General features: G+C 51.7%; 7 protein-coding genes. 2 read left to right on the top strand and 5 right to left on the bottom strand.

Annotated features, from left to right (window positions below):
* Positions 1–160 precede the first annotated feature (160 nt).
* A complete protein-coding gene (locus tag PBOR_RS10555; protein WP_245648122.1) occupies positions 161–910 on the top strand; it encodes a 3-keto-5-aminohexanoate cleavage protein in 750 nt (249 codons plus the stop codon).
* On the opposite strand, the gene PBOR_RS10550 is transcribed toward PBOR_RS10555, so the two are convergent.
* The 4 genes from PBOR_RS10550 to PBOR_RS10535 form a co-directional block, all read right to left on the bottom strand.
* Positions 901–2,955, bottom strand: coding sequence for a methyl-accepting chemotaxis protein (locus PBOR_RS10550; protein WP_042211639.1), 2,055 nt, complete (start codon positions 2,953–2,955; stop codon positions 901–903). The two genes, PBOR_RS10555 and PBOR_RS10550, sit on opposite strands and share 10 nt — an antisense overlap.
* Positions 2,956–3,078: 123 nt before the next feature.
* Entirely contained in the window at positions 3,079–3,927 is an 849-nt protein-coding gene (locus tag PBOR_RS10545) for a sugar ABC transporter permease (RefSeq protein ID WP_042211638.1), read from the bottom strand.
* Positions 3,924–5,237, bottom strand: coding sequence for a carbohydrate ABC transporter permease (locus PBOR_RS10540; RefSeq protein ID WP_042211637.1), 1,314 nt, complete (start codon positions 5,235–5,237; stop codon positions 3,924–3,926). Before PBOR_RS10540 ends, PBOR_RS10545 begins: the two co-directional genes overlap by 4 nt.
* A gap of 139 nt (positions 5,238–5,376) precedes the next feature.
* A complete protein-coding gene (locus PBOR_RS10535) occupies positions 5,377–6,711 on the bottom strand; it encodes a sugar ABC transporter substrate-binding protein (protein ID WP_042211636.1) in 1,335 nt (444 codons plus the stop codon).
* A 701-nt stretch (positions 6,712–7,412) separates the two neighbouring features.
* Here PBOR_RS10535 and PBOR_RS10530 point away from each other — a divergent pair.
* Complete coding sequence (locus PBOR_RS10530) at positions 7,413–9,161, top strand: alpha-glycosidase (protein ID WP_042211635.1); 1,749 nt, start codon at positions 7,413–7,415, stop codon at positions 9,159–9,161.
* 141 nt (positions 9,162–9,302) lie between these two features.
* On the opposite strand, the gene PBOR_RS10525 is transcribed toward PBOR_RS10530, so the two are convergent.
* Positions 9,303–16,985: a pullulanase gene (locus PBOR_RS10525; protein WP_042211634.1), complete on the bottom strand. Its 7,683-nt coding sequence runs from the start codon at positions 16,983–16,985 to the stop codon at positions 9,303–9,305.
* Positions 16,986–17,517 lie beyond the last annotated feature (532 nt).

The raw sequence follows: 17,517 nt of genomic DNA, 5'->3' as shown, positions 1-17,517 counted from the left end.
AACGACAAGTGTAAGTTCTGGCAATACTACTTCACTCATGCGTCCGCTTATCCCTGTTAAGAATCCGTCAGTCAGCACTTCAGATTCTCCCCCTGCCCAACCAGGGTACATTAATAATAACTGTATTCCGGAAGTTTAATGGAAGAAAGGAGTCTTGTCTGTGTCTATAAATAACCGCCCGTTTATCCAAGCCTGCCTGAACGGGGCAACGGCACGCCATCAGCATCCCGCCGTTCCTTATTCCCCTCAGGAGCTGGCACTGGATGCCAAGGCATGTATCGCGGCCGGTGGGCAGGCTGTTCATGTGCATGCAAGACAAGCAGACGGCACTGAGACACTAGAGCCGCTGTATTGCGACCTTACCGTTCAAGCGCTCCGTTCATCATGCCCCCTCGTCCCTATAGGAATGACCACCTCCCTATCCGCCGGGCCCGATCCAGACAAGCGGCTGTTTGATATAGGCAGGTGGGGGCAGCTGCCAGACTTTGTGTCTGTCAACTTCTCCGAGCCGGGCTTGCCTACTCTCATCCGGCTGCTGCGTGAGCGGCAGATTGGGATCGAGGCAGGAATCGCAACTTTACAGGACTGCCGCACCTTCCTGGAGGGGGACTGGCGGAAGCATTGCTTCCGCGTTCTGGTTGAAGTAGAAGAGCCGGAGCCGGACCAGGCGCTTGTACTGGCTTCATCGATCTCAGCCCTGCTTCGGGCCGAAGGCGTGACCTTACCTCAGGTTCACCATGGAAGCGGTGCCGCCACCTGGACGGTTATTCGGCAGGCGATTGTGCAGGGAGAAGGGATTAGAATCGGACTGGAGGACACCACGGTATCTCCGGATGGAGCACTGTGCGGCGGCAATGCCGATCTGGTGAAGACGGCGTTAGCTATGGCTGACATGCAGCTTTATCCCTGAAAAGAAATCATCGACTGCTTCAGATTCTCAGCTAACGCCTCCAGCTTGCCTGACAGAGCCACCAGCTCCTCACTCACTATGAATTGCTGTGATGACATCGAAGCAACTTCCTCCGTTGAGGCACTGGTCTGCTGCACGACTGAGATTACGCTCGCCATGGATTGCCCCAGTTGCTGCTGATAACCGGTCAGCTCCTTAACTGCCGCAGAAGATTGGCTCAGATACCCGCTGAAAACCTCCATTTCCGCCCGGACACTTTCAAAGATTAGTGAAGTTTCCCGCACTGAGGTTATCTGCCCGCTGAACAGCGGTGCTGCTTCACTCACAACCTTGACCGTGTTCTCGATATGGCTGCTGATCTCCTCCGTAATTCTGGAGACAGACGCAATCGACTGGCTTGATTGATTCGCGAGTCCCCTAATCTCATCGGCAATGACAATAAAGCCCCTCCCCGCAGCCCCGGCACGTACAGCTTCAATAGAAGCATTAAGCGCCAGAATATTCGTCTGCTTGTTCATGGCTATCATCGGGGAGAGAATACTGCGGATCAGTACCGTGCTGTCACGCAGCATCGCCGAATTCTCCTGAATCAGATTCATCATCTTCAGGGCAGATTCGCTCTGATCAACGAGCTTCTTCATCAACTCCGCTCCCTGATCGCTTACGACCATGACCTTTCCTGCAGAATCAGCCATGACAGCATTCGTCCCGGCCACTTCGTTCGTCTTATCCCCCATCAGCTCCACCTTGAGGTTGCTGCTCTCCGCTTCCGCTGCCAGACTGGCAGCTCCGCCGGCGATCTCACCGGTTGCGGCGGCTACTTCCCTGGCATGGGTACTGGTTGCACCTGAAGCAAGCACCAATTGCTCGGATGTGGCCAGCACGGCCGCTGCCGAACTGCTGCTCTGCCCGGCCAGCCGGGATATCTGCTCCATCATCCGGTTGAAGCTGTGTCCCAGCCGCCCGATCTCATCCCGGCCCTTGAAGTTCGTCCGCACCTGCAGATTCCCCTGCTCGCCTTCCTCCATCAGCCGGGCCAGCTTGCCGAGCGGGCGGCCGATCAGCCGCACCAGCACATAACCAATCACCAGCGCGATCACAGCCGCAGCCAGCACAACCAGCAGTGTAATATAGAGCAGCCGGTCTGCCGATTTAGTGAAATCACTAACCGGCGCATAACCCAGCAGTGTCCAGTCAGCGGTCACCAGCGGCTGATAGACCACAAGCTGCGAGCTGCCCTGCTCATCAGCCGCAGTGAAGGATTGCTTCTGCCCTTCAACCTCGGTATCCGCAGCCTGTATGTAAGAAGGCTGTCCGAGCAACCCGTTATCCGCCCCGTACACAATATTGCCTGCCCTGTCAAGGATGCGGATCTCCCCGGCAAGTCCGATATGCAGATTGGATAATACATCGGTTAGAGCTTTGCCCTTCACCTCAATCAGCATATAATACTCCGCTGCCGGGTTCTGGATATTCCGCAGCAGACGACCCATCGTCATGGAAGACTCACTGTACGCATCGAAGAAGCCTTTGGCCCGTACGGGGAACCAGACGGGATTGCCTTTGCCGTTATCGATCTCCTTCATGCGGGCAAGAATCCCTTCATCACTGCGCACGCCGCTGATGCCTGTTGATTTGTAGGATTCAGCATCCACCATGCTTCTTGCGACCAGCCGGACGCCCAGCAGCCGCTCGTCCGAACCCCTGACGGAATCCAGCTTGCGGCGGATCCGGTCTTCAGCTGCCACCTTGGCTACCGTTCCGGCACCGGGATTGTGAATGGTCTCCATATCCGCTTTTAGTGCAGAGTCTACGGCAAACTGTCTTGAAAGCGCTTCATATTCAGCAAACAGGAAGTCCAGCTTGTCTGCCGCCTGCACAATAGACTGTGAGGATGCCGCTGCTACCTCGTCGGTAATGATTCCTTTTGCAGCATAATAGGAGGTTAAGCCCAGCACAGAGGACAATAGAACAATTGTACAGAACAGAATCACAAATAATTTGACGCCAACCGATCTGAAGTTTATTTTCCGCTGCCGTTTCATTGCGCTCTCCCCTTATTTTTCGCATAAAAAAATACAGGTGCAGCCCTTCGTTGACTGCATAAAGGCCGCACCTGTTATTCATAATGACATCAATATTACTTATTCCCTTTATCTCTTAAGTGCTTACCCTTTGCTCGCCCCTGCGGTCAGACCATCAACAAGCAGGCGCTGCAGGAAGCCGAACAGGATCATAATCGGTACAGAGATCAATACTGCACCCGCTGCGAACAGCGTGAAATTGGAATTCTGCATCGTATTGACCATATCCCACATACCGACCGCGACCGTCCAGTTCTCCTTGGTCCGCAGAATCAGCTTGGCGAAGATGAAGTCCACCCATGGGCCGACGAACTGGGTCAGTGCCATATAAGTAATCATCGGGCGGGACAGCGGCAGGATAATCCGTGTGAATATTCCGAAATTGCTCGCCCCGTCAATACGTGCAGCTTCATCAAGGGAGCGCGGAATCGTATCGAGGAAGCCTTTGGCGATCAGGGTCCCTCCGAGCGGCGCTCCGGCAGCATACACGATAATCAATGCCAGATGGGTATCCAGCAGATTGAACTCTTTCAGCAGCAGATAGATCGCGATCATACTCATGAAGCCCGGGAACATCCCGAGGATCAGCAGGGTCGACATGGTGGTCTTGCGGCTTTTGAACCGGAACCGGGATAAGGCATAACTGGTCAAAAGTGTCAGCACCACGCCGATCAGCATGGAGAACACGGCAATCTTGAGCGTATTCGCATACCAGGTTCCGAACATATAGACCGGGGAGGTGAACAACTCCTTATAATGGGACAATGTAAAATGGTCGGGAATCAGCGTTTTACTGTACAAGGATTTGCCCGGACGGAAGGATGCCAGAAGAATCCAGAGTGCCGGATAGATCGCTGCAATCGCCAGGATAACGAGAAGAATGTAGCTTAAGGCCAGACGAATAAAGTTCGCAAGCTTGCGTGAGGTGATCATTGAATCATATCCTCCTCTTGGAATGACTTGGTCCGGCGGTAATTATACAGGGAGAACCCGGCAACAATGATGAAGAGAATGATCCCTATCGCGGAAGCCATATTGTTCTTGTTCTGATCCAGCGTCAGCTTATACAGCCACGTTACGAGCAGGTCCGTTGATCCGGCATACTGATAGTTACCGTTAACCGGATTGCCTGCAGTCAGCAGGTAGATGGCATTAAAGTTATTGATATTGCCGGCAAATTGCATAATCAGCGTAGGCGCGGTGGAGAACAGGATCATGGGCAGCGTAACAATCCGGAACTTCTGATAATTCGTAGCCCCGTCCACTTCGGCTGCTTCGTACATATCGCGCGGTATCGTAGTCAGCACACCCATAATCAGCAGCATCGATACCGGAATACCGACCCACATGTTGACGATGATGACGGTGACCTTTGCCCAGAACGGGTCTGTCAGCCAAGGCAGTCCGCCAAGTCCGAAATACCCAAGGTACTGGTTGATCGGACCGAACTGTCCGTTGAACAGGTTGCGCATCAGCAGGAGGGAGATCATCTGCGGCACGGCATAAGGGATGATCAGAATCATTCTCCACATGCCTTTGAAGCGGACTCCCTTTTGGTTGATCAGCAGGGCAACGAGCATCCCGCCGAAATAAGTAGTTACAGTCGATAGAACCGCCCAGATAATAGTCCAGGTAAGTACTCCATAGAAGGTATGGCTCCAGGATTTCAGCACCAGCAGATTGCGGAAGGTTTCAAAGCCTACCCAGTCTACCAGCCTGGCCGGCGGAATGTGATCCGGTGCGGCATAGTTGGTGAAGGCCAGCATGATCATAAAAATAATCGGCATGATGGTGAAGAACAATATACCGATACCCGGAAGCAGCAAAAAGCTCTGGGCAAATTTGTAATCCAGGATATAGCGTACGGATTGCTTGAATGTATTCGAGGGACGGCCGGTTTCGCGTTCTGCTCCGATTTTATGGGCATCCCTAATATTCATGTACCAGACAATCAGGAATAAGACCAAGAACAGCAGGGTAATCAGACTTTCAATCATAATGACGATGGAATGGTCACCGGGAACCATTTTGGCGATGCCCTTAACCTTCTCAAGGCGGCTTGGAGATTCCCCGAGTGTGGTGATGCCCCAGAAGGCCCTGCCCAAATTGGTAATGAAATAGAATAGTGCGGCTGCTTCTACAGCTATGAAAATAAGCCCTTTGATGAATTGGCGGTTATATATTTGTCCCAATCCCATAAAAATGGCCGACAGTACTGCGGCTCTAGCTTTGTGTCGCTGCATTTCCCTTCCGTTCTCCTCTCCGCGCGGAATTCAGGAAACTGCCCGCCGCTAGCTGTGCGGCGGGCGATTTGATTCCACTATGTGCTGATGGTTATTTGTTGCTTCAAGACAGGTACTGATGGGACTTCCGGTGCAGCTGTTACTGGGCAGATGCCCCGTTATTCAGATCTTTGATTTGTTCAACCGCTTTGTCCATGGCAGCCTTAGGATCAGCGTTGTTATCCCAGATTTCCGGAAGCGCGGCATTTACCGGGCTCCATACGTTACCCATTTCAGGAATCGAAGGCATTGGCTGGGAGTTCTTGGCCTGTTCAGCAAAAGCGGATACGTACGGATCACCCGTGATTTGCGGATCCTGCAGCGCTTCGTTGTTCGTAGGCACGGAACCGATCAGCTTGTTCAAGGTCAGCTGCGCGTCTTTGCCGGAAGCAAAGCGGGCATACAATTTAGCAGCATTCGGATATTGCGTATAGGCATTGACTGCGAAAATCTTGATCCCGGAGAACGTAATGGATGTTTTGCCGTCAATGGTTGGAACCGGAGCGATACCCAGGTTGTCGCCCAGAGCTTCTTTATAACCGGCAAGCTCCCAAGGTCCAGTGATATCCATAGCCACATCGCCTGTGTTGAACAAGCTGCGCTTGATGTCGGGATTAATGTCGCCGCTCTTAATCGGCAATACTTCCTTCAGCTTCGCGAATTCAGTCAGGCCTTTGATTGCACCTTCGTTGTTCAGGCCGATATCGTCCTTGTCTGTGCCGTCTTTGCCGAACAGGTAACCGCCGGTTGTAGCGATGAACGGATAGTTGAAGTACATGTTGCCGACTTCCCACATAATTCCGTATCTGTTCTTGGCTTTATCGGTGAACGTTTTGCTGAAGGCAATAACGTCGTCGAAGGATTTAGGAGCTTCTTTCACCAGGGATTTGTTGTAGAACAGCGCGTAGGTTTCTGCTGCTCTCGGGTAACCGTAAAGTTCACCGTCATAGGACGAACCTACGATGGATGCTTCAGTGTTCTCAGCTTTGGTCTGCTCACCAAAAATATCGTTTGGAAGCAGCAGGCTCGCGCTTGCTGCCTTACCCAGATTGTCGTGAGGGATGAGGATAACGTCTGCAGCCAGACCGGACGGTCCGTCCTGGGTCAGCTTGCCAACCTGATCGGGTGGTGCTACCTCTTCAATTTTGATGGGGACGTTGTACTGTGCGGTGAACTGCTTGGCGATCTCTTCCGCAAATGCTCTTTCTTCTTTACTCTCCCAGATTACCAGGGATGCGCCTTCTTCAGGCACAATCTCGTCTGTTGCCGGTGTGTTCTCGCCGTTTGTACCAGCGTTGTCTGTTGCCACTGCATTACCCGCAGGAGCATTTGTTGCTGCTGCATTACCCCCGTTATTGTTGTTTGAGCCGCACGCCGTAATCGACATTGCCATAGAAAACGATGCGGTGAGAACCATGAGTTTTTTTAAATTCATTACTTTTAACCCCTCCCGATTTTATGTTTCACTTGATTTGAAGATATGGCCCCTAATTTTTGCGCAAACGATTTCAGAAGTTTCAAAAAAAATCCGTGTTTCTCAAATTGATCCTTCTGTATGTACTGCGCCAGGTTTAGAAAGCGCTTCATTCCTGAATCCATAATACATCAGCACGTTATAGTTGTAAAAACGTTTGCACATAGTGAAATCAGCCAAAATCACCAATAATTCGTACATAATAAGGTTTTATCTTCCTATTTCACATGTTTACTTTAAATACCTTTTGATATCTTTGATTAAAAAAATGAATAATGATTTTTTTGTCGTTATTTAAATTATTTTGTCTTTTAATTTCTATATTATTTCATTTCTGGGACTTCGGAAATCGGTTTCCCCTAGCCGTAAATTTGTGCAAAGGTTTGTACAAATCTATTGAACCTCTAATTATTCCGTGATATAATCCAAAACATTATGAACCCCATATTCTTCACATAATTTAAAGGCAATGTTACTTCATTTGGGTACAACCTCGGACAAGCCACCCGGTGCCGGTTGTGCCTGTTTGCTATGTGCAGAATGGGAATAACGAGTGCGGGTATGGCACAAATCCTGTGCTAACCATGCACCAGACGCTAAACGTATGCTCCCGAGGCAGCTTTGCGAAGAGAAATCCGTCAAAACTTTTAGGAGGAATCATTATGTTGTTAGAAGCTGTATATCATCGTCCGCGCCTCAATTGGTCTTATGCCTATGATCATGAAACGATCCACCTGCGCTTGCGCGCCAAGAAAGGCGATCTGACCGAGGTCTTCGCCTGGGCTGGTGACAAATACGCCTGGGATACCACCAAGGAATTGATACCCATGACTCTGTTTACTTCCGATGCGATGTTCGATTACTGGGAATGCGAATCGGTTCCCCTCTACCGCCGGCTGAAGTATGGCTTCCTGCTGCAAAAGGGCCATGAGCGTATCTGGATGACAGAGAGCGATTTCCAGACAGAACGTCCCGCTAATCCAAACCGGTTGTTTGAATTCCCTTACATTAACCGCGGTGATGTCTTTACACCTCCGGCTTGGGTGAAGGATGCTGTTTTCTATCAGATCTTCCCTGAACGCTTCGCAAACGGTGACCCCAGTCTGAATCCGGACAATGTACAGCCATGGGGCGGTACTCCCAAGCCTGACAACTTCTTCGGCGGCGATCTGCAGGGGGTTATTGACCATCTGGATCATCTCACTGAACTGGGGATAACCGGCATCTATTTCACTCCAATCTTCACAGCTACCACCAACCATAAATATGACACAGAAGACTATATGATGGTTGATCCTCATTTCGGTGATGTAGCTACGCTGAAAAGACTGGTTGATGCCTGCCATGAACGAGGTATCCGTGTATTGCTTGATGCTGTATTTAACCATGCGGGCCGTACCTTTGCCCCGTTCGTGGATGTGCTGGAGAAGGGCGAAGCCTCAGTCTATAAGGATTGGTTCCACGTACGTGAATTCCCGCTCCAGGTAGTGGACAACATTCCCAACTATGACGCCTTTGCCTTTGAACCGCTGATGCCGAAGCTGAACACAGAGAATCCTGAGGTTAAAGAATATTTGCTGAAAGTCGCTGAATACTGGATCAGGGAGGTCGGTATTGACGGCTGGCGCCTGGATGTGGCAAATGAGGTGGATCATGAATTCTGGCGCGACTTCCGCAAAGTCGTGAAGCGTGCCAACCCCGAGGCTTATATTCTCGGCGAAATCTGGCATGAATCCGCGCCTTGGCTGGAGGGTGACAAGTTCGATGCGGTCATGAATTACCCGTTCACTGATGCTGTGCTCGACTTCTTCGTCTATGGCACACTTGATGCAGAGGGCTTCGCCAACTCCATCGGCAAGCAGCTGTCCCGTTACCCGCTGCAGGCCAGCGAGGTAGCCTTCAATCTGCTGGACAGCCACGACACTGCACGTCTGCTCACTGTGGCAGACGGGGATAAGAACAAGCTGAGGCTGGCTGCGCTGTTCCAGTTCACCTTCATGGGCACTCCCTGCATCTATTACGGGGATGAGATCGGCATGGACGGCGACGGCGATCCGGACTGCCGCAAGTGCATGGAGTGGGATCCGGCGAAGCAGGACCGTGACCTGTTCAGCTATTACCGTAAGCTGATTGAGATCCGCGGCAGCCATCCGGCACTGCGCACGGGAAGCTTCACTTTCCTTGAAGCCGGACCCCAGGGCAGCAAACTGGCTTATGAACGCAACCTGGGCGATGATCTGATAATCGTGCTGATCAATACGGAGGAGACCGCGCAGACCTTCCTGGTAGACGTTCAGGAACGCTCCTGGGAAAATCTGCTCACCGGGGAACCGCTCCGCGCTGAACGCGGCAGGCTGACGCTCAAGCTGCCGGCTTATGGTTATGCGGTGCTTCAGGCCAATTTGGCCTAGACTCCGTTTCAGGTGCAGCATTCATTTGATTATTCTGATTATTCGATTGATTTATAGTCCATGCACAGCAAACAGGGTATTCCGCAGCCGTTATGGCTTGCGGAATACCCTTTTACGTTCTATTCCAATTCAATAATCCGGTTATTTGCCAAGCAGATTATAAATCACCTGTGCGCTCTCTGCACGGGTCAGCTGTCCTTGCGGGACAAACAGCTGATGAGCTCTGCCCTGCACAAGTTTAAGCTCTACGGCGGCATTCACATAAGCATCCGCCCACCCGCTGATGCTGGAGGCATCTGCAAACAGGGCCGGAGCTGTTACGGAAGCCAGAATCCTGCCCTGTTTGAACTCCAGAGCGCGGATGACCATGACCGCCATTTCCTCACGGCTGATTGCAGCGTCTGGAGCAAAGGCAGCGCTGCTGCGCCCGTTGACGATGCCTGACTTGACGGCAGCGGCTACATAAGAAGCGTACCAGGCATCAGCCTGGACATCAGCGAATAATGCTTCCCCTTCCCCTGACTGGCCGAGTGCACGCATCAGCAGTGCCGTGAACTCCGCACGCGTCACCTTTCTTGCAGGTTCAAATTCAGCAGACGACACCCCTGTTGCCACCTGTTTCGCTGCAAGTGATTTAATGGCAGCAGAAGCCCAGTGGGAATCCGGCACATCCTTGAACATTGCATTAATCTGTAGCGCGGCATACTTGCTGAAATGTGTAACTGCCGCAGTAAATGAGCCATCCGCTTGCGCTGCGCCCCCCGCATACTTCAGTTCACCGTTATCAGCGAGATAGAATATACCTGTCCAATCCTTAACCGGATTGCCTTGAAGCTTCAGTGATATCGTAACCGGCTGCTTAAAGGTTGTAACAGACAGGCTGGTCCCGTCTTTTTTGATAATCTGCAGCTTAAGATCGTAGACCCCGGATACAGCAGTTGCAACCATGTTCTCCTTACTGAATCTCTTGACTGCATCCTGTGCTGCAGCTTCGCTAAGCGGAGTCAGCTCCAGCAGGATATGCGTACCCTCCGTGTCCGCCTCCGTTACCATGGCCCCAACATCAGCCAGCACAGCATTCGGGAAAGTAACGGACAGCCCCTCCGAGTGAATAACCAGCTCATTATTCCCCAGCGCCTTAGCTGCCTGGACCGGCAGCAGCACCGAAGTCTTGCCCGGTTCCAGAGTGAGCTTTAGTCTGCCATCCTTGCCATTTCGAAGATCCTGCTCACTTATTATCTGTGTGCCTGCCGGAACCGCCGTTGGCGCTGGCGTTGGTGTTACCGTCGGCTTTACAACGGAACTTGTTTCGGATTCTGCCGCTGGCGTTGGCGTTGGTTCCGTTGTTGGTGTTGGTGTTGGTGGCACTACAACCGGCTCCGCCGCCAGAATCACAGTTCCGCCATCATCTCTTCCCGGCAGATCAATCGTAATCTTCCGGTCAGCCGATACCGTATACAGCTTGCCGCTGTACTCATCTCTTACAGAAGACAATGCCGCAAAAGGCACTGGAATTTCTGCACTTAGACCTTCCTTCTTCGTGTTGATTACCGTAACAACATTATCCTTCCCGTATTGCTTGTTGAAGGCCAGGTAGCCCAGATCATCAGAACCCGCAAGCTTGGTGCGGACACCTTTGGCATATACCTGGGAGTATTGTGCCCGGATGTTCAGCAGCTTCTGATAATGATCATGAAGCCCCTGCTCTGCAGTGAGCTGATCCCAAGGCATATCGCCCCGGTTCTCGCTGAACTTGCCGCTTGCCATATCTCCGGCATTTTTCCCGGACCGGCCCAGCTCTTCCCCGTAGTAAATTACCGGCTGGCCCTTGGCCGTGATCTGCAGCGCGGCAGCGATCTTGAGCTTACCCTTATCCCCGTCAACATAGTCCGAGAGGAAACCATCCTCATCGTGGCTGCTGAGGAATTGTGCCATTACCCCGGTGTTGCTGATCTTCGCTTCGCGCTCCTGCAGATAAACATCCACAGCATTAATACTGCCATCTGCGAACAGCTTGGCCTGATCATTAAAGCTAAAATCAAGCAAACCGTCCATTTGCCCGCTCTGCAGCATGCCGCCGTCATTATCGGCGGTTCCGCCGAAGTATTCGCCGACCATTTTAAAGCCCGGATCTATAGCCGTCAGTGCATTTTTAAATGCTTTCCAGGTTGTGCTCTCCACATGCTTGACCGTATCAACGCGGAAATAGTCGATAGTATCTCCCCGCTCTGTCCGGGCATTATCCAGCCAGCCTGTCTGCCAGGCAATGATCTGCTTGCGTACCGCAGGATCCTCCGTCTTGAAGTCAGGCAGACCGCTGAGCTCGCCTTTGATGACATCCGTATCGGCTTGAACGCCGTCCGTACGCAGCATTCCGGCAAAACGCGCCTTTTCCTCTGCCGTTACGCCAGGATTATCATCACTCTCCTTCAACCCGTAGCCTGTATGGTTAAGCACCACATCGACCATAATCTTAATGCCCTTGTCATGCGCCTTCTCAATCAGTTCCTTGAAGGTCGCCATATCGCCCAGATGCTCATCAAGCTTGGTGAAGTCTTTGGCCCAATACCCGTGATAAGCATATTGCTTGCCGCCGAAGCTGACACCCTGGTTGAAATCAATATTATCTACAACCGGCGTAATCCAGAGCGTGTTGATGCCCAATTCCTGCAGATAATCGAGATTGTCGATCATTCCCCTGAAATCGCCGCCATGATAGGCTTCAAGATGTGCCTTGTCCACATTCTCATTGTTGTCAGGGTCACCGTCCTTGAAGCGGTCGGTCAGTGCGAAATAGATCCGCGCTTCATCCCAGTCGAAATCAAGCTTGGAACCGCTGTAGGTTCTGGCTTTCACCTCGATTTCAGCAGACTGTCTGTGCAGATTGCCATACTGGTCCACAAGGACAATTGGAATACTCTTGATACCAGCAGGCACATCATCCTTCACCGCTATGCTCTGCTGCATTAGCTCTGTATCGAATTTGACCTTGGCTGGTCCTCCCAGAGCGGTAAGATCCAGATAAGCGTCCTTATAGGACACTTCCTCTGTGGAGACAGCCTTCACCGTTACTACAGCATTCTCATTGGAGGTTACAGCCGGCGGATTCACCGTTGCCGTAATGTTAACCTCCGGTTTGTGATAATACAGGGAGGATTCTCCTCCCACCGTGTTGTGGGGGTCGGTGAACTCACGGGTCACTCCGTCCTTGGTTACGATGAAGGTATACTTATAAATGCCTTCCTCCAGACCACTCAGCCGGTAGCTGAACCATTCCTTCGCCGGATCATACTCCATCGGATATTCTTTACCGTTCACTTTCACTTTAATGTCTGTTATCGCAGACACATCGCCGCTGCGGAACAGCTCCTCATCGCGGTACAGGAAGGTTATGGCTTCATCCTGCATGAGCGGACCGCTGATGCCCGGGGTGATTTCCAGCTCTTTGACCATGCTGGTTACATGAACTTTGGTAAACGCCTCGCCGGGAGTCAGGGTAATATAGCGGTCATCCGCAATATCCTGTTTGTTGTCAGACCAGTCCAGGCCTTTGATGAGTACAAAACCTACCTGGGTTGCGTCTTTGCCCACTTCAATCAGAACCGTCGAGCTTGCAGAATCTCCTTCGGGTTCAGGAAGCTTAATCTCACCGTCTGTTGCTCCGGTATACCAGAGCCAAACACTCCAGCCCTTATAATCCTTGTCTTCACGGGTATAAGTGAACTGCACATAACGTTTGGTTTCCACCGGCGGGCTTGTTACTTCTATGGTCACATCCGCGGACACGCCGCCATAGGTAATGGTGATAGTTGCTGTTCCGGCTCTAACCCCTTTCACCAGTCCCTTGCTTGTAACCGTGGCCACTTCCGGTTTATCGGATACATACAGCGCCTTGGCGGTCACTTTACTTGAAGTGCCGTCCGTATATTTGGCCGTGACCACAGCCTGATGAGTGGCTCCCTCCTTCAGCGTATAGCTGGTCTGGTCAGTCTCCAGCAGAGACACTACTGCTGCGGCTGCATCTTTACGGATAATTACAGATGTAAGCGGGTCGAGGGTAATTGTGTCAGCTGTAAGGCTGAAGCCGCTCTGGTCTGAAGCAGAAATGGGTTCGGTACCGGCTTCATCATTGTCAGCAAGCACAAGGCCGTCCGTCAAATCCTCCGGCAAGGTAAGAGCTCTAGTCTTGCTGTCACCGTTCATGAAGACATAATAGATCCCGGTTCCATCCGTTGCCTTGCTTGTATAACCGATCACCAGATCATCTTTCTGCATTTCAGGTGCTTCGATAAGCTTGACATTGGAATTCACGAGACTGATGTCGCCCAGCCGGAAAGCATTGGTAGACTTTCTAAGCTTAATCAGCCCCGCCGTGTATTCTCTGGTCGCATTCTGCACCGGAAAGTTCACTTCATCCGTTGCTGCGGCCCAGTCGAAAGCATTGACCGCATCCGACGAATCGTATGAATCGTTGATGAAATAACTGACCGACTGATCAGCCTCATCGCGGACTTCGGTATATTTCTGCTCGGGAATTCCTGATGCCATCCACTGCTTAGTACGCCCGTACTCCTGACCCGCCTGCAGAAATGCGGTTCCCTGCGAAGTCAGCAGCAGCATATTCCCGAGCCTGATCCGCTTCTGGATCTCCAGCTCGTTCCCCGCGTTCTGCGGATTCTTATGAAGGGCCAGGGCAATGACGTCATGGAGCGTCAGGTTATCATGGGCTTCAATGTATTGCACGATATCGCCCGGATCATCTGCCGGAATATTGGAAGGCTGCGCTTTGATATTGTTCAAGATCGTCGTCAAGGGGCGCGCTCCGCCCGTAATAAACCGCGGATCCCCTTCAGAGCCGTACCCGGATTTCAGCTCATTGCGGATTTCATCGGAAAATACGCCGACACTGTCTGTCTTGTCCATCCATTTCTGATCAGCAGCCTTGCCTTTGAGTGAAGGATCAGAAGCCTCGCCCCCGAAGGTAATCCAGCCTTCCCCGATGAACAGGGCCTTGGGATTAATGGCAGCCGCAGCGTCATAAGCAGCCTGAACCGCATCTGCTGTGGCATCGCCCATCATATCCCAGCGCATCCCGTCGATTTTGTACTCCTGGAACCAGTACTTCACGGAATCGACCATCAGCTTCTCGGCCATCTTATGGCTGGTTGCCAGATTGTTGCCGAAGCCGCCGATGAAGTTGCCGGCCGGGTCCTGGAAGGCGTAATAATTAGGCACGATGTCATTCAGGAATTCTTTTTTGGCCATATGGGTGTACACAACATCCAGAATGACGCCCATTCCTGCTTCGTGCACCGCATCGATCAAGCCTTTCAGCTCTTTGATCCGTTCTTCCGGATCTGCCGGATTACGGGAATACGCCCCGTCCGGAGAGAAATAGCTGTGCGGGTCATAACCCCAGTTATACTCATTGCCTTGAGCTGAATAGTCCAGCTCCCTGTCTTCCATCCCGGTTTCGTCCCCGTAATACCAGGCCATCACCGGAAGCAGCTGAATGTGGGTGACACCCAGCGATTTGATATAATCCAGCTTCGACTCAAACGCCGCATAAGACCCCCAGCGTTCCCCGCCGAGACTCGACTGGATTGCCGGATCAGAGGTGAAGTCCCTGATATGCGCCTCGTAGATAATGGCATCCTCACGGTCCTCATAGCCGGCAATGTCTGCCGCCCCGAACCCTTCGGGATTCGTAGCGCTTAAATCCACAATCGCCGCTTTACCGACGGTATCACCGCCTGCCCCTGCCTCCCCCGCCGTATTCACCGTGAATACGGCCATGGATTTGGCATAGGGATCAAGCACCTGCTTAGTTACTCCCTCATTGGTCACTTCATACTGGTAGTAGAAGTCTCTGACATCCTCTGCGCCGGGTGCACCGGTCAGATCAGCCGGAGCCAGCTCCGCCGACCAGACTCCTTTGTCGCCCAGGGTCAGCCCCTTGCATCCTACCGGGAGATTAGCGTCAGCTTTATCATAGACAACCGCAGTCACTGAGCTCGCTTTCGGCGCCCAGAGTTTCAGCGTTGCCGACTTGCCGGCCTTGTTGTACGTAGCACCAAGATCGTCACCCGTGTAATTGTACAGCTCATCCATCAATCTCCAGCCGGTGGAAGCGGATACAGTTTTGCCTGCATACGTTACACTCAGCGGGATTTTATTCAGATCAAATGCACCGGTGACTACTTCAACCGAAGTTGTGCCGGTAACCGCCGCCCCTGTGACAGGAATGGATGTCCCTTCCGAATCCTTCACGGAAATGGCTGTTTTTAATGCGTCCGCCGCGAGCCCGTCCGTTAACGTGAACCCGAGCCATAGTTTGCTTGCAGACAATATATCTGCAGATAACAGGCCAACTGGTGTCTCGCCAAAAGGTGAAGTATAGACATTCGGGTCATTTTCCTTCACCCACAGCTGGTTGTAACGGTCCAGAAAGGCGAAGCTTTTGTTCTCATTGCCTGCCGGGCCGTCTTTCTCTCCGTTTGCAGGCTTCATAACGATGAAACTGATGGTCTTGGCATTCTCCTTCAGCGGAATATCCGCATAGGCTCCGAAGGAATCCCGGTTCTCCGGTACAAAAGGAGTTGCGTCTTTGGGCCACACATTAGACGGCGTCACCACATCATCCCACAGCCACAGGCCGTACTGGCTCTGATTGTTGTCGGAACGCATGTAATGAATCCGCACTGTATTCGCTGGAAGCTCCACCGGTTCATAAGGGGTTACTTTATTCGAGCCCTCCGTAATCCAGACCTCATTGGTCTGCGGGGTACTGATGTTAAAGGTTTTGTCTCCGTCCTCCATTTCCTTAACCCCGGTAGTCCGGTTTACCACGAGGAACGAGATCGTCTTCGCCCCATCCTTCACAGGCAGATCGACATAAGCGCCGTAGGCATCGGTTTGTCCATAAGGGAAAGGAACGGCATCCTTAGGCCAATTCACCGACGGCGATACAACATCCCCCCATGTCCATAACGCCTGGCCGGCATAATCACCGGCAGCACGGTGGTAATGAACTCTTATATGTCCTGCAGGAACAGGCACGGCCGTGCCCGGTTCAGAAGGAACCGTATAATGGGCAGACACAGTATTGTCCTGCGTTTTATACTTGAATGTTACAGGTAATTCGGAGGGAAGCTTAAGCTCCTGCGCCGTATCCGGATAGGAGACTCCACCCGATGGGTCAGCACCCGGAAGATAAATCTGGTAGGTATAATTGCCAGCAGGAAGTGTGGCCGTCTGCTCATAGACCCCGTCGAAGTCAGGATCGGTCAGCAGCGTACGGGCATCTGCCGGGGAGTCATTCTGCTCATCTCCAAGCGCAGTCTGCAGACTCCCTGTCACCCGGGGTAAACGGCCGGCAGCAACCGGTGTATAATACGTGGAATCAGCAATAGCCTTGGTAATGTCATTATAATAAAAGGTTACGCTTGTCTCCTCACTTAATGTAATCTGAATGTTGCCGCCCGCATCTGTCCCGCCGGGATCAGTATAGCTGCCATATCCATAGTTCTCGGTCCAGGCATCATTAAGAGCGACTTTATATTGATAGGTCCCCTGCGGCAGCACGCCGGTGAAGGTGTACAGACCTTCCCCTCGGTAAGTCATTTGGGTTACTGTCGACTTCTCGTTCCAATCTTTCGTTTCAGCGGATTCCAGTCCAGTGAACTTACTCTGCAGATCGCCAACCAGCACAACCTTTGTCGTTTCTGCGCTGACCCTGGGCAGATTTATGCCAAAGCCTGAGCATACAAGCGCGATAACCAGCAAGATTGCAAACGCCTTTTTAACCCTTAAAGCAAATTTCATTCCGTCAATCCCCCCAATAATTTAAATTTGATGGCACTCAACCGCGTGGATGCAAGAATCCCCCTTCCCTTCCTCTTCCAGGGGACTGCTGCAGAGATGGCCCGTCAAGCCCGGTCAACCTGAATCCCCCTTGTTCAAAATCGTAAACATGCAGAGCTCAAATAGGTCATCCTTGCGCAAACGTTTGCAAAATGTTGCAGACTAACCCATCCCTGCAAGCACACAGGTCAAAGGAACGTTTATTCTGCGGTATATCAAGCTTTTGTAAACGCTTGCTTCATTTCGATTCCATACTAATCCTCTGGCAAAGTTGTTGTCAACTAATAATTTTCCAGATTATTCTGATCTTTTTGATGCTCTTCGTGCACAAGATTATTTATTAATTGCACTTATTTGCACATTTTATTATTATATTACTGGTTTTAATTCGGCTGCCTATTCGATTAAATCATTAAAATTTACTTATTATTCAAGGAGAAATCCGATATAATTCAGGCAGCGGGACACCTGCACTTCGCATATAACGTTTGCG

Source organism: Paenibacillus borealis (genome assembly GCF_000758665.1).
GTDB lineage: Bacteria > Bacillota > Bacilli > Paenibacillales > Paenibacillaceae > Paenibacillus_AQ > Paenibacillus_AQ borealis.
This window is presented reverse-complemented; position numbering and strand designations above follow the sequence as displayed.

Coding starts and splice junctions, on each gene's coding strand:
- PBOR_RS10550 (WP_042211639.1), bottom strand. CDS start 2,955: ATGAAACGGCAGCGGAAAATAAACTTCAGATCGGTTGGCGTCAAATTA.
- PBOR_RS10545 (WP_042211638.1), bottom strand. CDS start 3,927: ATGATCACCTCACGCAAGCTTGCGAACTTTATTCGTCTGGCCTTAAGC.
- PBOR_RS10540 (WP_042211637.1), bottom strand. CDS start 5,237: ATGCAGCGACACAAAGCTAGAGCCGCAGTACTGTCGGCCATTTTTATG.
- PBOR_RS10535 (WP_042211636.1), bottom strand. CDS start 6,711: ATGAATTTAAAAAAACTCATGGTTCTCACCGCATCGTTTTCTATGGCA.
- PBOR_RS10530 (WP_042211635.1), top strand. CDS start 7,413: ATGTTGTTAGAAGCTGTATATCATCGTCCGCGCCTCAATTGGTCTTAT.
- PBOR_RS10525 (WP_042211634.1), bottom strand. CDS start 16,985: ATGAAATTTGCTTTAAGGGTTAAAAAGGCGTTTGCAATCTTGCTGGTT.